Source organism: Microbispora sp. CSR-4 (assembly GCF_008033685.1).
In the GTDB taxonomy this organism is placed as follows: Bacteria; Actinomycetota; Actinomycetes; order Streptosporangiales; family Streptosporangiaceae; genus Microbispora.
In genome coordinates, this window is the sequence record NZ_VJVX01000018.1 from 39,930 (window position 1) to 56,695 (window position 16,766).

Below are 16,766 nucleotides of genomic sequence, written 5' to 3' on the forward strand. Positions count from 1 at the left end.
TATCACCCCATGTATTTCTTGAGCTCGCGGTAGGCCAGCGACCGCTTGTGGACCTCGTCGGGGCCGTCGGCGAACCGCAGCGACCGCGCGCCCGCCCACAGCGCCGCCAGCGGGAAGTCCTGGCTGATCCCGCCGGCGCCGTGCGCCTGGATGGCCTTGTCGAGGATCCACTCCACCGTCGCCGGACCGGCGATCTTGATGGCCTGGATCTCCGTGTGCGCGCCCTTGTTGCCGACCGTGTCCATCAGCCAGGCCGTCTTCAGCACCAGCAGGCGCAGTTGCTCGATGCGCACCCGCGACTCGGCGATCCAGTCCTGGATCACGCCCTGCCGGGCCAGCGGCTTGCCGAACGCCTCGCGCTCCAGCACCCGGCGGCACATCAGCTCCACCGCCCGCTCGGCCATGCCGATGAGCCGCATGCAGTGGTGGATGCGGCCCGGCCCCAGCCGGGCCTGGGCGATGGCGAACCCGCCGCCCTCCTCGCCGATGAGGTTGTCCACCGGCACCCGTACGTCCTCGAACACCACCTCGGCGTGCCCGCCGTGGTCGGCGTCGTCGTAGCCGAAGACCGTCATGCCGCGCCGTACGGTGAGACCGGGGGTGTCGCGCGGGACGAGCACCATGCTCTGCTGGCGGTGCTTGGGCGCCTCGGGGTCGGTCTTGCCCATCACGATGAAGACCTTGCAGTTCGGGTTCATCGCGCCGGTGATGAACCACTTGCGCCCGTTGATGACGTACTCCCCGCCGTCCCTCCTGATGGAGGTCGCGATGTTCGTCGCGTCGGAGGAGGCGACGTCGGGCTCGGTCATCGCGAAGGCCGACCTGATCTCCCCGGCCAGCAGCGGCTCCAGGTATTCCTTGCGCTGCCACTCGCTGCCGAACTCCGCCAGCACCTCCATGTTGCCGGTGTCGGGCGCGGCGCAGTTGGTGGCCGGCGGCGCGATGCCGGGCGACCTGCCCATGATCTCCGCGAGCGGGGCGTACTGGAGGTTGGTCAGCCCGGCGCCGTGCTCGCCCCGGGTGTCGGACGGCGGGAGGAAGAGGTTCCACAGGCCGCGCGAGCGGGCCTCGGCCTTGAGGTCCTCCAGCATCGGCGGCGGGCTCCAGCCGCTTCCGGCCGCCTGCTCGTGGAAGGCGTGCTCGGACGGATAGACGCACTCGTCCATGAAGTCGAGCAGCCGATCGCGGTAGCGGTTCGTGGTCGCGTCGAACGCGAAGTCCATCAGACCTCCATCAGCCCGCGGGCGACGATCGGGGCGACCTGGTCGCCGACCTCGGCGAAGCCCTCCCCCACCGTGAGCCCCTGTGTGTATCGGAAATGGATGCCCTCGGCGATCACCGCGAGCTTGAAGCAGGCGAGGCCGACGTACCAGCCGAGCCGGGACAGGTCGCGGCCGGCCGCCTCCTCGTAGTGCATGCTCAGCTCGGCGCTGGGCGGCGCGTCCCCGGCCGCGCCCCGGTCGAGCGAGGCGAACTCGCCGTAGAGGAGGAACAGCGCCAGGTCGGTGAGCGGGTCGCCGAGCGTGGACATCTCCCAGTCGAGCACGGCCCGCACCTCGTCATCGGCGATGAGCGTGTTGCCCAGCTTGAAGTCGCCGTGCACGATCGCCGGCGCGCCGGAGGCGGGCACGTCGCGGGCGAGCCGCTCGTAGAGGTCGTCGATGCCGGGCACCTCGCGGCTGCGCGAGGCGTCGAGCTGCCGCTTCCACCGGGCGACCTGGCGCTCCAGGAAGCCGTCCGGCCTGCCGAAGTCGCCGAGGCCCACGCTCTCCGGGGTGATCGAGTGCAGCGCGGCCAGCACGTCCACCAGCCCGTGGGCGAGATCGGGGGTGAGCTGCGGCTGCCCGCCCTCCACGTATTCCATGACGTAGAAGGGCGCGCCGACGACCTCCGGGTCGCGGCAGAGATGGTAGGTGCGGGGCACCGGGACGCCGGTGTCCCTGAGCGCGCTCATGACCCGATATTCACGGCCCATGTCGTGCGCCGTCGCCAGCACGTGCCCGAGCGGCGGCCGCCGCACGACGTACGTGCTCGTGCCGTCCCCGACGACGTACGTCAGGTTGGACTTGCCGCCCACGATCAGCTCCGCGGTGAGCGGTCCTTCGGTCAGGCCCTCGCGCTGGAGGTGCTCGGCGAGGCGGGTGAGGTCGAGGCCCGGCGGGTCAGGAGTCACCCCGTCAGCGTACCGACCAGACGGTATGTATGTCGACACGGTCACGGTGAAGTGGTCCTCGCCGTTCCGCCCGAAGTGGCCATCCGCGCACCGCCGGGACCGGCGATAACGTCGGCCGCATGACCGCGAAGTTGCCCGCGCCCGTCGTGCTCGACGGCCGCGTCGTACGCCTTGAGCCGCTCGCCCCCGGCCACGTGCCCGACCTGTTCCTCGCGGCGTCCGACGAGGAGATCTGGCGGCACCGGCCGGAGCCCACACCGCGCACCGAGGACGACACGCGCCGCCTCGTGGACAAGCTGATCGCCGACCCGCGCACCACCCAGTTCGCGGTGGTCTTCAAGGAGACCGGCCAGGCGATCGGCTCGACCGGCTACTGGGAGGTCGACGGCTTCGACGAGAGCGTGGAGATCGGCTCCACCTGGTACGGCAGGGCCTACTGGCGCACCGCCGTCAACACCGAGTGCAAGGTCCTGCTGCTCGACCACGCCTTCGCCCTGGGGTTCGTCCGCGTGGTGCTGAAGACCGACATCCGCAACCTGCGGTCGCAGGCGGCCATCGAGCGCATCGGCGGCGTCCGCGAGGGCGTGCTCCGGCGGCAGTATCGCCGCGCGGACGGCACCTGGCGCGACAGCCCTCTCTATTCGATCCTCGACGACGAGTGGCCTGCCCACCGCGCCCGCCTGTTGGCCGCCCGGAAATAAGTCCCCCGGCGCGTGTCGATCCGGGGCCGGGCGGACGACCTACGAGCAGTTCGCGGGCTACTGGCCCAAGCAGCCGCCGAACCCATTCAGCGAGGCTCTCGCCCGCGCCCGGAAATACGTGGCGTCCACCACCCTGGCCGAACCCCTCGCCTGGGAGAACTCCGTGCTCCTCGGAGGTGACGCAGCCGACGCGGTGCGCCGCCTGAAGGAGGAGCTGCCGGAGAACCTGGTGGTGTTCGGCAGCGGGGTTCTGGTGCGGTCGCTGCTGCCGCTCGACCTCGTCGACACGCTGGTCCTTCTGGTCTACCCGCTCGTGCTCGGCTCCGGCCGCCGGCTGTTCCCTGACGCTGGCTCGGACCTGGGCTCGGGCTCGGACCTGGGCTCGGGCCTGCGGGACTTCCGGCTGGTCGAGTCGGCGGCGACCGGGACGGGAGTGGTCATCACCGTCTACCAGCCCGCCTGACGGCGAACGGACACTTCGACGGGGCGGCCGGGGTTCACCTGCCCGAGACGACGCGGAGCAGCTCCCGGAAGGCGGCGCCGAGCTCGTCGAGGGTCGGCACCTCCCCCGCCCCCACGATCGCGTCGAACAGCAGCCCTTCGATGTAGGCGACCATCTGCCGGCCGTGCCGCACCGGATCGGGCGAGCCGGCGGCGGCCAGCGCCGCGACGACCTGCTCCCGGATCCGGCGTCCCACGTCGTCGTATATCTTCCGCAGCTCGGGGCGCCGGGTCGCCTCCAGCGCAAGCTCGTATCGCGCGATCGTGGTCTCGCGGTGCACGGTGATCGCCGCGTGCATCGTCCGCGCCAGCAGATCCGCCAGCCGGGCCGCCTCGACCACGCCTTCGGGCATGTCCCCGGCGGGCGCCATCGCGGCGGCGAACACGGCCTCCTCGCGCTCGGTGAGCCGGGCCAGCGTGAGCTCCAGCAGCGCCGCCCGCGTACGCGCGTGGTTGGAGGTGGAGCCCGGCGGCAGCCCCGCGGCCTCGTCCACCGCCCGATGGGTGAGGCCGCGCATCCCCCGCTCGGCCAGGATCGCGATGGCCGCGTCCGCGACGACGACCGCACGCTGACTGCTCACCCCCACATCGTAGGGGCGGACTACAGGTGTAGTACATTCACTACATCTGTAGTGACAAGGAGGCGGGCATGGCACACGCGGTGGTGATCGGGGCGGGCATCGGCGGGCTGACGGCGGCCCTTGCACTGGCGCACAAGGGCTGGGAGGTGACGATCCTGGAACGGGCCCCCTCGATCGAGCCGGTGGGCGCGGGGCTGGCGGTCGCACCCAACGCGCTGCGGGCGCTCGACGTGATCGGGGTCGGCGACGAGGTGCGGAAGCTGTCCGCCATCCAGGGGCAGAGCGGCGTCCGGCTGCCGGACGGCCGATGGCTGGCACGGACCATCGCCGAGGACGCCGCCGCCCGATATGGCGACCCCATCGTGCTGCTCACCCGCTCGGCCCTGGTCGGCATCCTCGCCGGACGCCTGCCGCACCGCGCCCTGCGGGTGAACACCCCGGTCGAGTCCGTCGACCCCGCGACCGGCCGCGTCGTCGTGGCCGGAACGGCGGAGGCGTTCGAGGCCGACCTCGTCGTGGCGGCCGACGGGATCCGTTCCCGGATCCGTTCCGCTCTGTTCCCCGGGCATCCCGCACCGGTCTACGCGGGCGTGACGAGCTGGCGGGCGATCGTGCCGCTGCCCGGCGTGACGGGAGCCTCCGAAACATGGGGACGCGGGCTCATCTTCGGGGTCATGCCGCTCGCGGGTGGCCAGGTGTACTGCTACGCGACCGCGACGGTGCCGCCGGGCCTGCGCGCGGCGGACGAGAGGGACGAGCTGCTCCGGTTGTTCGGCCGCTGGCACGACCCGATCCCGGCACTGCTGGAGGCGGCCGACCCCGCGGCCGTGCTCCGCCACGACATCCACAGCCTCGACGTCCCGCTGCCCGCCCTCCACAGGGGACGGATCGCGCTGCTGGGCGACGCCGCCCATCCCATGACCCCCAACCTCGGGCAGGGAGCCTGCCAGGCCATGGAGGACGCCGTCGTACTCGCCGATCGGGTCTCCCCCGGCGGCGACCCGGCCGCGGGGCCTGCCACGGGACTGCCCGCAGGGTTGGCCGCGGGGTTGTCCGCGGGGTTGGCCGCGGGATTGGCGGCGGGATTGGCCGCTTACAGCCGGGAACGGCTGGCGCGGACGACGCCGATCGTGCGGCGGTCGCGGGCGATCTGCCGGCTCACCCGGTGGCGCAACCCGCTGGCCGTGGCCCTGCGCGACGGCGCGATGCGGGCGGCGGGCTGGTTGGGGCCCAACGTCGCGCTGCGTCAGGGCGACGAGATCTTCGCCTGGACGCCCTGAGGTCGCGGAGACCGGCCACCCAAGAAACCGGTGGACCAAGGAGACAGGCCGCCCAGGAAACCGGCCGCCCAGGAGACCGGCCGCCCGGGAGACCGGCGGCCGGGCGGTCAGGCGGCCTCGGACGCGACCACCGGGTCGCCGACCCTGTCCGGCTCGGCCGGTGCGGCGACGGGCTTGGAATGGTCGGGAGTGAGACGGCCGAGCGTGATCGTCCCGGCGATCAGCAGCCCGGCCGCGAGCAGCGCGGGGATCGCCTTGCTCATTTCCGTGGGCAGCGACTCGCCCAGCAGCACCGCTCCGGCGGTCACCGAGGTGATGGGGTCGACGACCTGGACCCCCGCGTAGGCGATGCCGAAGTAGCCCACGGCGTACGACTTCTGGAGCAGCACCACGGCGCAGACCAGCAGCACCGGGATGGCCAGGGTGAACCAGTGGAGCAGGTGACCGAGGTCTCCTTGGAGCCCCCCGCCGACGACCCGCACGAAGGTGGACACGGTGGCGGTGACCGCTCCCGCGCCGACCGCCATCAGCAGCGCCTTGGCCGGGCCCTTGAGCCGGCGGGCCACGGTGAACGCGACGGCGACCACCAGGGCGACGCAGCCGATCAGCTCCAGGGCGTGCGCGTCGGACAGGACCGGCGTCACGTTGTGCGCCGGGACCAGCAGCATCAGCCCGAGCAGGCCGACCGCCACCGCGATCGACCCGGCGATCTCGGCCCGGCGCGGGCGTCTGCCGTGCAGCGTCGCGGCGAGCGGCACCGCGAACACGAGGGTCGCCACGCTCACGGGCTGGACGACGACCAGCGGAGCGACGCTGAGCGCCACCGCGTGCAGGGACGCCCCGGCGAAACCGATGACCCCGCCGATCCACCAGCGGGGCCTTCTGACGAGGGCGAGGGTCGCCCCCTCGCTCACCGCTTCGAACTGCTGCAGCGCCGCGCCCAGGGCGTATCCCAGCGCGCCGACGAGGGCGATCACCACTCCCACCCAGGTCATACGCGCCCGCCGGTGTGTCGAGAAATCACTACGCAAGCTTAGTGGGACGCGGCACGCGCCTCAGGATCCCGCGACACAAGTGGGGCTTTACGGGCACCCCACCGAGCATCCGTTGACCGCCACGCCCTCGCCGACGTGCCCGGGGCCGGGTGACGGCGGACCGACCGCTCACCGCCGCCGCGTCGTCACATCGATCCCAGGACGGCCCGAGCTCAGCCGTCGCCCAGCCCGGCCGGCAGCAGGACCGCCGCAGCGGGCGAGTCCCGAGGTCACCTACACTGTGCCTGCTTCAGGACCTCTCGGGGCACACGCAGAAAAGGTGGCCCTCCGGGTCGGCGAGCACCACCCAGTCACCCGGCTGGAACTCCGGCTTGGTCGCTCCGAGAGCGATGTACTCCTCCACCGCCTTGGCGACGTCGGGCACCCGGAAGTCGAGATGGAACTGCTTGTCCGGCCCGGGCCAGGAGGGTGCCTTCCGGTCGGGCACGCGCTGGAAGAAGATGCTCGTCGCGCCGTCGCCGATCCCGGCGTACTCGTCCTCGGCGTACTGCACGGGGAATCCGGTGATCTGCGAGTAGAACTCGGCGAGCTTCTTCGGCTCGGCGCAGTCGAGGGTCACGGCGATGAGCTTCGCTTTCGTTGTCATGGCCCTCATCCTGTCGCGTATACCTGTCAGGGAGTGTCAGGTAGCCGGGCCGCGGAATTCGGCACCAGTAGTGGGACCATGAACCGGGCATGTGGAACCAGTCCGGCAAGCGAGTCGTTGGAGCGGATGTGGCACGGGTAGGCGAATGGATCAGGCGGTTTCTGGACAAACCAGGAAGCGTCGATCTGGCCCCCTTCCAGCGGATCGTGGCCGAGGCGGGCGAGCTGGAGAGCGAGGTCGCCCGGCGCGCCGACCTTCGCCCCGCCACCGCCGATCCCGGCTGGGTCGGCTCCGCCGACTTCTGCGCGGTGATGCGCGAGGCCGCCCGCCGGTCGCTCGGCCAGCGGCCGTACGACGTGCAGCTCGTGGGCATGCTCGCCATGCTCGACGGCCATGTCGTGCAGATGGCCACCGGCGAGGGCAAGACGCTCGTCGGCGCGCTGACGGCGGCCGGGTTCGCGCTGCGCGGCGTCCGGGTCCACGCGGTCTCGGTCAACGACTACCTCGCCGGCCGCGACGCCGAGTGGATGGGCCCGCTCTACGAGACGCTCGGCCTCACGGCCGGGTGGATCGCCGAGACCTCCTCTCCCGAGGAGCGCAGGGCGGCCTACGCCTGCGACGTCACGTACGGCGCCGTCAGCGAGCTGGGGTTCGACGTGCTGCGCGACCGCCTGCGCACCGACCCGGCCGAGCTGGTCGTGCCCGCCCCCGAGGTCGCCCTGGTCGACGAGGCCGACTCGGTGCTGGTGGACGAGGCCCGCGTGCCGCTCGTGCTGGCCGGCGCGGCCGACCCCGGCACGGCGCTGCCCGAGATGGCGGCGCTCGTACGGCGGCTGTCGCGCGGCTACCACTACACGATCGACGAGGAGGGGCGCAGCGTCTTCCTCACCCCCAAGGGCACCGACACGGTCGAGAAGGCCCTCGGGATCGATCTCTACGAGCACCCCGGCGTCGTGACCCAGGTCAACCTCGCCCTGCACGCCCACGCGCTGCTGACCAGGGACGTCGACTACATCGTGAGGGACGGCCGGGTCCACCTGATCAACACCTCGCGCGGCCGGGTCGCGGTGCTGCAGCGCTGGCCGGACGGGCTGCAGGCGGCCGTCGAGGCCAAGGAGCACCTGCCGGCGTCGGAGACGGGCGAGATCCTCGACTCGCTCACCGTGCAGAGCCTCATCCGCCGCTACCCGCGCGTGTGCGGCATGACCGGCACCGCCATCGCCGTCGCCGAGCAGCTGCGCGAGTTCTACGACCTCAGGGTCGCGGTCATCCCGCCCAACAAGCCGTGCGTACGGGTGGACGAGCCCGACCGGATCTTCGCCACGCTGGAGGACAAGGAGCGGGCGCTGCTGGAGGAGATCGAGACCCGGCACGCCACCGGGCAGCCGATCCTCGTCGGCACGCTCGACGTCGCCGAGTCCGAGCGCCTGGCCGAGGCGCTGAAGGCCAAGGGGCTGGACGCGGCCGTGCTCAACGCGAAGAACGACGCCGAGGAGGCGCAGATCATCGCGAAGGCCGGCCGGCGCGACGCGATCACGGTCTCCACGCAGATGGCCGGGCGCGGCACCGACATCCGGCTCGGCGCGGGCGACCCGGACGAGGAGCGGGAGGTCGCCGCGCTCGGCGGGCTCTACGTCATCGGCACCGGCAGACACGAGAGCAGCAGGCTGGACGACCAGTTGCGGGGCCGCGCCGGACGGCAGGGCGATCCCGGCGGCTCGGTGTTCTTCGTCAGCGGGGAGGACACGCTCCTCACCGCGTACGCGCCGGACCAGTCGCTGCCCGCGGCCGGTCGCGACGGCCTGGTGCGGGACCCGAACGCCGCCGCCCTGGTGGCGCACGCCCAGCGCGTGGCGGAGGGCGTCAACCTGGAGATCCACCGCAACACCTGGCGCTACACGCGGCTGCAGGAGCGCCAGCGGGCGGAGGTGCTGGAGCGGCGCGACCGCGTCCTGTACGGCGACACCGGGGCGCGGGCCCTGGAGCAGGCCCGCCCGGAGCGCTACCGCGAGCTGTGCGAGGCGGCGGGCGAGGAGGCGGTCGAGCGGGCGGCCCGGCAGATCGTGCTGTATCACCTCGACCGCTGCTGGACCGAGCACCTCGGCTTCCTCGCCGACCTCCGCGAGGGCATCCACCTGCGGGCCCTCGGGCGGTTGAACCCGCTCGACGAGTTCAACCGCGAGGCCGTTCCGGCCTACCGGGAGATGCTCGACGAGGTCGAGCGGCGGTCCACGGAGACCTTCGAGAAGGCCGACGTCACCCGGGACCTCGCGGAGCAGGGTCTCAAGCGGCCCACGGCCACCTGGACCTATCTGGTGCAGGACAATCCGTTCGGCTCGGAGTGGGACCGCGTGCTCAAGCGCGTGGCCGGAGCGCTCAAGCGCCGCAAGCGGTGAACTCCGCGGGCCGGGGGGCCCGCGGCGCGCACCCCGTTCCTACCGCTTGCGGTGGCGGCCCGGGTGGTGCGCGGCGGCGTGGGCGGGACGGCTCAGCACGGCCTTGGCGCCCACGGCGACGAGCGCGCACACCACGATCGCGACCGAGAAGGCGGGAACCGCCTCATCCGCCTGCCCGTCCACGGCCGACGCCGGGATGAACGCCGGGGAGGCCATCCCCCCGCCGTACCTCGCCCCCTTCACGGTCTCCGTGACCGTCTTCGTGACGGGCTTCGAGGCGACCTGCTGGAGGGTTGCCGGAGTGGTCCCGGCGTTCGCCGCCGCCCCGCCGGAGAGCGGGAACATCTGGGCTGCGGCGGCCTCGGCCTGCGTGCCCGGCGAGTCGGCCGCGGGAGGCGGAGCCGACGGCGCGGATGGTGCGGGCGGGGCGGGCGGCGCGGCCGCGACGGGCACGGCCGACTCGGCGGGCGCGTCCGGCACGGCAGGCGCCGACGAGGACGAGGCCACGGGGGCCGGGCTCTCCTTGACCCCGGGCGCGGGAGCGGAGTCCTGCGCGTCCTGCGCGTCCTGCGTCGCGGAGGGGGCGGGAGCCGCGGTGGGGCAGGGCGGCGGGGGCTTCGGGTGGTCCTTGACCCCGTACGCGCCCGACGAGAACGGCCTGGGCGCGCCGGTCTTGCCGAGGCCGTCGCCCCACTCGGTGATCACGTACGTCACGGGGATGTGGCCGAGCCCGCCCGCGTCGTCGACGGTGTACGAGCCGGTGTCCCAGGTGCCGCCGGTCAGGTCGGCGAACGTCTTGCCGTCGAGGTCGAGCATGACCCCGCTGCTTGAGGGAATGCCGGGGCCGCGGTCGCCGATGAAGAAGTCGGCCTTCTTCCCCTGGTAGATCACGTAGCCCTTGGTTCCCATCGGCCAGCTGGGGCTGGCGGCCAGGCCCTTCTGCATCGGCTCGCCCGACGCGGGGGCGCCGGTGTCGCCGTTGACGCCCGACCCGTCGTCCCAGAAGTACGACGCGGTCGTCTTGCCGACGTACAGGACGGTCTTGCCTCCGGCGGTCGGGCAGCCGACCGGGGGAACGGCGGGCCTGGCGCCCGCGTCGGCGGCGGTGTACGAGGAGCCCGCCTCAGGGGCGAGGTGGGCGGGGGCGTCCTGCCGATGCTGGGGCACGGTGGCCGCGTGGTGCGTCTCGCCCTTCGCCAGGCTTGCCTGGTCCCGCAGGGCGTTCATGGGGTCCGCGTAGCTGGAAATGGGGGATCTCCTGACTGGTCACGGCTGGGTAACCGGACACTAAGCCAAGAACACCCCAAATCTCGACATCTCGGACGAAAATTTTACTTTCTGGACTAACTGCCCATCAGGTGGCAAAGTCGGATGTGACGCGCCCCCCTTCCCCGGGGGGCCGCGAGGAAGGAGGGCACGCCGTGTATCGGGATCAGGACGACAGCAGGCGAGCCCGCAGCCCGGCTCCGAAGCCTGTCGGAGTGCCGTTGTAGTCGCTGATCAGGGACGGCCCGGTGGAGCAGTCCCAGGTGTTCCAGGTCCAGCCCAGATAGGACGCACCCTTCGCGTCGAACCAGTTCATGACCTGGTCGATGAAGCCGTGCGAGCAGGTGTTCTCACCGATCTCCCCCGCCACCAGCGGGACCTGGGCGGCCACCGGAGCGAGCTGACCGTCCCAGCACGAGGTGCTCACGCAGGAGTTGAAGTTGTACACGTGCCACGCGGCGGCCAGGTTGCCCTGCGGGTCCGTGGGCTTGTACTGCAGCCATTGGGACAGGTCGTTGGAGTAGGCCAGGCCGCCGAGCATGATGATGTTGGTCGCGCCGGTGGCCCGCACCGCGTTCACCAGCGACTGGAAGCCCGCCACCTGGTAGGGGATGCCGGAGCAGGTGCCGCCGTCGCGCCAGCAGGCCCACCCGGAGGAGGCGCTGCCGGTCGCACGCTCCGGATAGGGCTCGTTGAACAGGTCGAACACGACCTCGTCACGCCCCTTGAACGCGTTCGCCACCCCCGTCCAGAACTGCGGGGCGTACTGCGCGTCCGGCATCGGCTTCTGGCAGGAGGCGTGGACGTCGGAGCAGCCCGAGGAGTTGCCGGTGTACTGCCCGTAGTTCCAGTGCATCTCGACGATCGGGGTGATGCCCTTGGCGACCAGCCGGTCGACGTACGACTTGACCTCGTTCTGGTAGGCGGCGCCGCCGTACGCGGACGGGATGTTGCTCAGGCCGAGCCAGCACTCCTCGTTCAGCGGGACGCGGACCGCCCGGACGTTCCACGCCTTCATCGCGTCGATCGCCGCGTTGTCGACCGGGCCGTCCCAGATGCCGCGGGCCTGCACGCACATGAACTCGCCGCCCGACCGGTTGACGCCCAGCAGCCGGTACGGCGTGCCGGTCGCGGCGTTCACGATCCTGTTGCCCGACACCTTCAGCTTCGGCGCCGCTCCCGTGGAGGGGCTGGGCGACGTCGACGGCGAGAGCGACGGGGACGGGGACGGGGACGGGCTCGGCGGGCGCGAGGGCGACGGCGAGGGCGACGGCGAGGGGGAGGGCGGCGCGGACGGCGACAGCGACGGTGAGGGCGAGGGCGACTGCGGGGTTCCGTTGCAGGCGACGCCGTTGATCTTGAAGTCGGTCGGCGCCGGGTTGCTCCCGGACCAGGATCCGTTGAATCCGATGCTCGCCGAGCCGCCGGTGGGCAGGGACCTGTTCCAGTCCATGGCCCTCGCGGTCACGTTGCCGCCGGACTGGGTCCAGTCGGCCGACCAGCCCTGGGTGACCCTCTGGCCGCTGTCGGGGAACGTGAACGTGAGCGTCCAGTCGCTCAGGGCGTCGCCCAGGTTCTGGATGCTCAGGTTGGCGGACATGCCACCCGGCCACTGATTGGCCGTGTAGGTGACCGTGCACGCCACGGCGGCCTGGGCCGCCGGCGGGTTGCCGAAGGTGAGTCCGCCTGCGGCCAGCAGCCCCAGTGCGGTGAGGATCGCGCCTCTCCGTCGCATGCTCCGTCCTTCCATAGAAGAGCGGCCATAGAAGACCGGAGCGAAGCGTCGTTAACTTGACCGGTTAAGTCAACAACGTGGCCCGCGTCACCTCGCCGAGCTGGGCGTATCCGCCGTGAACAGGTGAAATTTTCAGTCCGGCTCCGGCCCGGCGCCTCGTCCGGGGCGAACCGCCAGTCAGGACGCCCCCGCGGCGCTCGACTCCCTGACGAAGTGCCCGCGGCAATGAGGACAGCAGAAGCCGTAGGTCCGCCCGTCGCGCTCCAGGATGACCGCCTCGTCCAGCGGCAGCGTGGCGCCGCAGACCGGGTCGACGACCATGCCGTCCGGCGCGTCCGTGGCGGGCCCGGTCTTCGAGTCCTCGATCAGCGCGAGGAAGTCCGAGGAGCGCCACACCCGCCCGCGCAGGCCGTAGCCGCCCTCCGGGAGGCTGATCACGTTCACCACGACGTTCGGCTCGGGGCGGCCCTCCGCCTCCGCGAGTTCGGCGGTTATCCGGGAGACGAGGTGCTCGCTCATCTCCTTGCCCCACAGCCCGACGATGACGTTCACCACATAACAAGGGGCCCGAGAGCCGTCGAGCGGGCTGTCGAGCGCGGTTCCGCCCGCGACCCAGACCTCCTCCTCGCGGACCACCACATGGGAGAGCGAGTCGAGCAGATCCATCACGCCGGGGTCCGCGGCCGCCGTCGTGCCGTCCCCGGCCGACAGCAGACGCCGCGCGGTGAGCCGCCCGGCGAGCACCCGGCGCTCCCAGTCGTCGAACATGCCCTTGGGCACCAGCAACTCGACAAACAACATCGTCGCTCCATCCTTCCCGAGAGGGGTCTCTCGGTGGACAGCCTGCCGCGACGAGTCCTCCGCGTCGTCGCCCCGGGGAGGGCTCTTCCCGCTACCGCGCCGGGCGCAGCGGGCGGACGCGCTTACGCCGTACGGAGTAGCCCGGCCGCCTTCGTGCCTGGTCGCCTTGATGCCCGGCCGCCTTCACGCCTGGTCGCCTTGATGCCCGGCCGCCCGAAGCTCCGGGCTATGCCTGGTCGCCGCGCAGGACGGCGGCCGGGATCGGGATGGCCGGGAAGGGGTTGTCCGGCAGCAGGATCAGCCGGCGCGGCGTGGCGGCGCGCTCCGTGGCGTCCAGGTGCAGCAGGGCGGTGCCGATGCCCGCGGCTCCCACCATGTAACCGGTGTCGGCCGTGACCTCTCCGGGCCGCAGCCGCCGATATGCCTGATACCAGCGGAAACCGGCCTCGTCGCCCGCGGTCGCGCGCCCGATCAGGTCGATCGCGAGCGTGCGCGCGAAGCCGAGGTACGGCTCGTGCCCCGTGGCGGCGTACAGGCCGACGAAACACTCGATCAGCCCGGCGGTGCCGCAGCACAGGCAGGCGACGTCCCAGTGCCCCGGGGGCCGGGCCCCGGGCACGCCGCTCTGCATGATCCCGTGCGCGAGCCGCTCCACCCAGTCGAGATCGCCCGGGTCTCCGGTGACCCGGTGCAGCTCGTAGAACATGCGGGCCACCCCGGCGGAGCCGGAGCAGAAGCCGAGGTAGTGGAGCCGCCGCCCCTGCGGGATGTGGTGCGGCACGAGCGCGCATCTGTCCGTGACCACGCTGACCGCGCGGACGAATCCTGCCCCCCTCCGGGCAGCCTCGAGGAAGCGCTCGTCGCGGGTCACGCCGTACAGGCGGGCGAGCAGGAAAGCGGTGCCCGCCGTGCCGGACAGGAACCCGGGCGTGACGGCGTCCACGGGCAGGTCGGGGATGGCGTCGCCGCCGAAGCGGTGCCCCGGGACGGCGAGCGCCGCGATGCGGTGCCCCGCCTCGATCGCCACCTCCTCGTAGGCCGGGACGCCGAGGATGCCGGCCGCGTGCAGCAGCGCGAGCACGATCCCGCCGTCGCCGCGCTGCGCCGGGTCACCGGTCCAGCCGATGCCGTCGCCGAGCGGGCGGGCGTCGCGGACGAGGCGGTCGGCGGCGGCGCGGGCCGCCCCGAAGACCTCCTCGTCGCCCGTCGCCCACCCCGTCTCCGCCATGGCGAAGACCAGACCGGCGAGCCCGTGGTAGAAGGTCGGGTCGCGCTGCTCCGGCCAGGTGACGGCCAGCCTGCGGGCGCCCGCGAGCGCGTCCTCCAGGTAGGCCTCGTGACCGGTGGCGGCGGCGAGTTCGAGGAAGAACAGCACGACGCCGGCCGCGCCGGCGTAGAGAGACGAGGCGTCACCGGCTCCGGCCGACCGCCCCCGGGGATCGGGGTTGGCCCGCCAGCGCCGTCCGAGGTCGTCGTCCACCGCCGCCGACCGCACCCAGCGCGCGGCCGTGACGGCGGCGGTGACCGGTGTCTCGCGGGGCCAGGCGCTCATCACCCCAGTCTCCCACAAAGCTGGTAGGAAATTAAGGCTTACATGCTTCTATTGGGAAGCCTACGGGCAGTCGCGCACCGATCACACCGTCCGCGCGGGAACGTCCGGGTGACGTGCCTCGGGGACCGGGGCCGGTGACGGCGCCGGCCGGAGTCCCAGCAGCGTCCTGGCGTGGGCGATCGCGGCCGGCGTGTCCGGGAAGACGAGCCCGTCGCGGCGGAGGTGGCCTGCCACTCCCAGGCCGTCGAGCACCTCGTCGTGGCCGGGCCGGATGCCCGACAGCAGCACGGTGATGCCCCTCCCCTCCAGCCGGGTGATCGCGTCGCCGAGGACGCCCGCGCCGGTGGCGTCGATCGTGGACACGCGCGACATCCGCAGGATGACCACCCGCACGTCGGCGACCTCCGACAGCTCCAGCAGGAAGCGGTGGGCCGCGCCGAAGAACAGCGGGCCGTCGAACCGGTAGGCCACGATGTGCTCGGCGAGCAGGCGCCGTTCCTCGTCGCTGTGGTCGCCGGTCTCCAGCGGGACCTGCTCGATCTGCGCGCTGCGCGCGACGGCCCGCAGCGCGAGCACGATCGCGACGCCGACGCCGACCGCGACCGCGGTGACGAGGTCGAAGGCGACGGTGACGGCGAAGGTGAGGATCATCACCGCGGCGTCGCCCCGGGTGGAGCGGGCGATGGCGCGCAGCGAGCCGACCTCGACCATGCGGACCGTCGTGGCCAGCAGCACGCCGGCCAGCGCGGCCAGCGGGATCCGCCCGACGAGGCCGCTCGCGCCGAACACGATGACGGCCAGCACGACGGCGTGCGTGAGGGAGGCCAGGCGCGAGCGCGCGCCCGAGCGGACGTTGACCGCCGTACGGGCGATCGCGGCGGTGGCGGGGATGCCGCCGAAGAGCGGGGAGACGATGTTCGCCAGGCCCTGCCCGAACAGCTCGCGGTCGGGGTCGTGCCGCTCCCCCACGCTCATGCCGTCGGCGACGGAGGCGCACAGCAGGCTTTCCAGCGCGCCGAGGGCGGCCACGGCGAGGGCCGCGGGGAGCAGCGAGGTGACGGAGCCCAGGTCGAGGAAGCTCACCGTCGGCGCGGGCAGCCCGGCCGGCAGGGTTCCGATGCGGGCGACGTCAAGCCCGGTGAGCTCGGCCACGATCGTGGCGGCCACGACCGTGAGGAACGAGAACGGCACCGCGGGCCGCCACCGCGCGCCCAGCAGCATGATCGCGGCGACCACGAGCGCCATCACGATCGGCGCCGGGTGCGGGGTGCGCACGAAGTTCGCCACCGCGTCGCCGGCCGCCTGCCACACGCGTTCGCCCTCGCCGGTCACGCCGAGCGCGGCGGGCACCTGCTGGAGCGCGATGACGACGGCGATGCCCGCCGTGAAGCCCTCGATGACGGGGGTCGGCATGTAGCGGGCGTACCTGCCGACCCTGGCCAGCGCCAGGACGACGAGCACGATCCCGGCGAGCAGGCCGACCGCGAGCACCCCGCCCGGGCCGTGGCTGTGCACGATCGGCACGAGGACGACGGTCATGGCCCCCGTGGGGCCCGACACCTGGAGGTTGCTGCCGCCGAAGACGGCGGCGACCGCGCCCGCGACGACGGCGGTCGCGAGGCCGGCCTGCGCGCCAAGCCCGGAGCCGACCCCGAAGGCCAGCGCGAGTGGCAGGGCCACCACCGCCACCGTGAGCCCGGCGATCAGGTCCCGGCCGGGACTGCGGCGGGCCGGTCGCCAGTCGGCGGGCGAGGGCAGCAGGCCCACGACCCGGTCGTACAACTGCTTGGCCGTGCTGGTCACTCGGCCGCCTCCGCCTGGAGCTCGGCCAGCAGCTCACCCTGGCCGGTGATCATGTCGGTGAGGATCCGCCGGGCCGCCGCGAGCAGGTCCACGATGTCGGGGGTGGCGAGGGAGTAGACCACCGAGCCGCCCTCCCTGACCGCGCCGACCAGGCCGGTACGGCGCAGCACGGCGAGCTGCTGGGACAGGTTCGACGCCTCCACCTCGATCTCGGCGAGCAGTTCGCGGACCGGGCGGGGGCCGTCCCGCAGCAGTTCGAGCACGCGGATGCGCACCGGATGTCCCAGGGTGCGGAAAAAGTCGGCCTTGGCCTGATAAAGCGGAACGGGCATTGGG

15 protein-coding genes are annotated in these 16,766 nt (G+C 72.6%); 4 read left to right on the forward strand and 11 right to left on the reverse strand.

The features are described 5' to 3' along the window. Positions 1-2: 2 nt before the first annotated feature. On the reverse strand, positions 3-1,223 hold the full coding sequence (locus FLV34_RS15630; protein WP_142645917.1) for an acyl-CoA dehydrogenase family protein: 1,221 nt from the start codon (positions 1,221-1,223) through the stop codon (positions 3-5). Then, complete coding sequence (locus FLV34_RS15635; RefSeq protein WP_147943437.1) at positions 1,223-2,173, reverse strand: phosphotransferase family protein; 951 nt, start codon at positions 2,171-2,173, stop codon at positions 1,223-1,225. Before FLV34_RS15635 ends, FLV34_RS15630 begins: the two co-directional genes overlap by 1 nt. 119 nt (positions 2,174-2,292) lie before the next feature. Between FLV34_RS15635 and FLV34_RS15640 the strand changes: the two genes are divergently transcribed. Next, positions 2,293-2,874, forward strand: a complete 582-nt coding sequence (locus FLV34_RS15640) for a GNAT family N-acetyltransferase (RefSeq protein WP_142645919.1) — start codon at positions 2,293-2,295, stop codon at positions 2,872-2,874. Then, positions 2,837-3,337 carry a dihydrofolate reductase family protein gene (locus FLV34_RS15645; protein WP_261985794.1) on the forward strand — a complete coding sequence of 167 codons (501 nt, stop codon included), beginning with the start codon at positions 2,837-2,839 and terminating at the stop codon, positions 3,335-3,337. The genes FLV34_RS15640 and FLV34_RS15645 overlap by 38 nt, the downstream gene beginning before the upstream one ends. A gap of 34 nt (positions 3,338-3,371) precedes the next feature. Here the strand turns inward: FLV34_RS15645 and FLV34_RS15650 are convergent, their stop codons facing one another. Continuing rightward, a complete protein-coding gene (locus FLV34_RS15650; RefSeq protein WP_142645921.1) occupies positions 3,372-3,956 on the reverse strand; it encodes a TetR/AcrR family transcriptional regulator in 585 nt (194 codons plus the stop codon). Between the two features lie 68 nt (positions 3,957-4,024). Here FLV34_RS15650 and FLV34_RS15655 point away from each other — a divergent pair, with 68 nt between their 5' ends. Then, a complete protein-coding gene (locus FLV34_RS15655; RefSeq protein ID WP_147943439.1) occupies positions 4,025-5,236 on the forward strand; it encodes an FAD-dependent monooxygenase in 1,212 nt (403 codons plus the stop codon). 107 nt (positions 5,237-5,343) lie between these two features. Here FLV34_RS15655 and FLV34_RS15660 read toward each other — a convergent pair whose 3' ends face one another. Further along, entirely contained in the window at positions 5,344-6,231 is an 888-nt protein-coding gene (locus tag FLV34_RS15660; RefSeq protein ID WP_142645923.1) for a DMT family transporter, read from the reverse strand. A gap of 289 nt (positions 6,232-6,520) precedes the next feature. Beyond that, positions 6,521-6,877, reverse strand: coding sequence for a VOC family protein (locus FLV34_RS15665; protein WP_142645924.1), 357 nt, complete (start codon positions 6,875-6,877; stop codon positions 6,521-6,523). A gap of 128 nt (positions 6,878-7,005) precedes the next feature. Between FLV34_RS15665 and secA2 the strand changes: the two genes are divergently transcribed. After that, positions 7,006-9,273, forward strand: a complete 2,268-nt coding sequence (gene secA2 / locus FLV34_RS15670) for an accessory Sec system translocase SecA2 (RefSeq protein ID WP_261985789.1) — start codon at positions 7,006-7,008, stop codon at positions 9,271-9,273. Positions 9,274-9,312: 39 nt separating this feature from the next. On the opposite strand, the gene FLV34_RS42470 is transcribed toward secA2, so the two are convergent. From FLV34_RS42470 to FLV34_RS15700, 6 genes are all read right to left on the reverse strand, one after another. Then, a complete protein-coding gene (locus FLV34_RS42470; protein ID WP_261985790.1) occupies positions 9,313-10,500 on the reverse strand; it encodes a hypothetical protein in 1,188 nt (395 codons plus the stop codon). Positions 10,501-10,705: 205 nt separating this feature from the next. Continuing rightward, a complete protein-coding gene (locus tag FLV34_RS15680) occupies positions 10,706-12,274 on the reverse strand; it encodes a cellulose binding domain-containing protein (RefSeq protein ID WP_147943441.1) in 1,569 nt (522 codons plus the stop codon). A 177-nt stretch (positions 12,275-12,451) separates the two neighbouring features. Continuing rightward, positions 12,452-13,075 carry a YHS domain protein gene (locus tag FLV34_RS15685; protein WP_142645927.1) on the reverse strand — a complete coding sequence of 208 codons (624 nt, stop codon included), beginning with the start codon at positions 13,073-13,075 and terminating at the stop codon, positions 12,452-12,454. Between the two features lie 226 nt (positions 13,076-13,301). Further along, the gene (locus tag FLV34_RS15690) at positions 13,302-14,627 is read right to left on the reverse strand and encodes a lanthionine synthetase LanC family protein (RefSeq protein ID WP_142645928.1); all 1,326 of its coding nucleotides are present in this window, start codon (positions 14,625-14,627) and stop codon (positions 13,302-13,304) included. A gap of 81 nt (positions 14,628-14,708) precedes the next feature. Continuing rightward, positions 14,709-16,430, reverse strand: coding sequence for a SulP family inorganic anion transporter (locus FLV34_RS15695; protein WP_260617138.1), 1,722 nt, complete (start codon positions 16,428-16,430; stop codon positions 14,709-14,711). Continuing rightward, entirely contained in the window at positions 16,427-16,762 is a 336-nt protein-coding gene (locus FLV34_RS15700; protein ID WP_142645929.1) for a helix-turn-helix transcriptional regulator, read from the reverse strand. Before FLV34_RS15700 ends, FLV34_RS15695 begins: the two co-directional genes overlap by 4 nt. Positions 16,763-16,766: the final 4 nt, after the last annotated feature.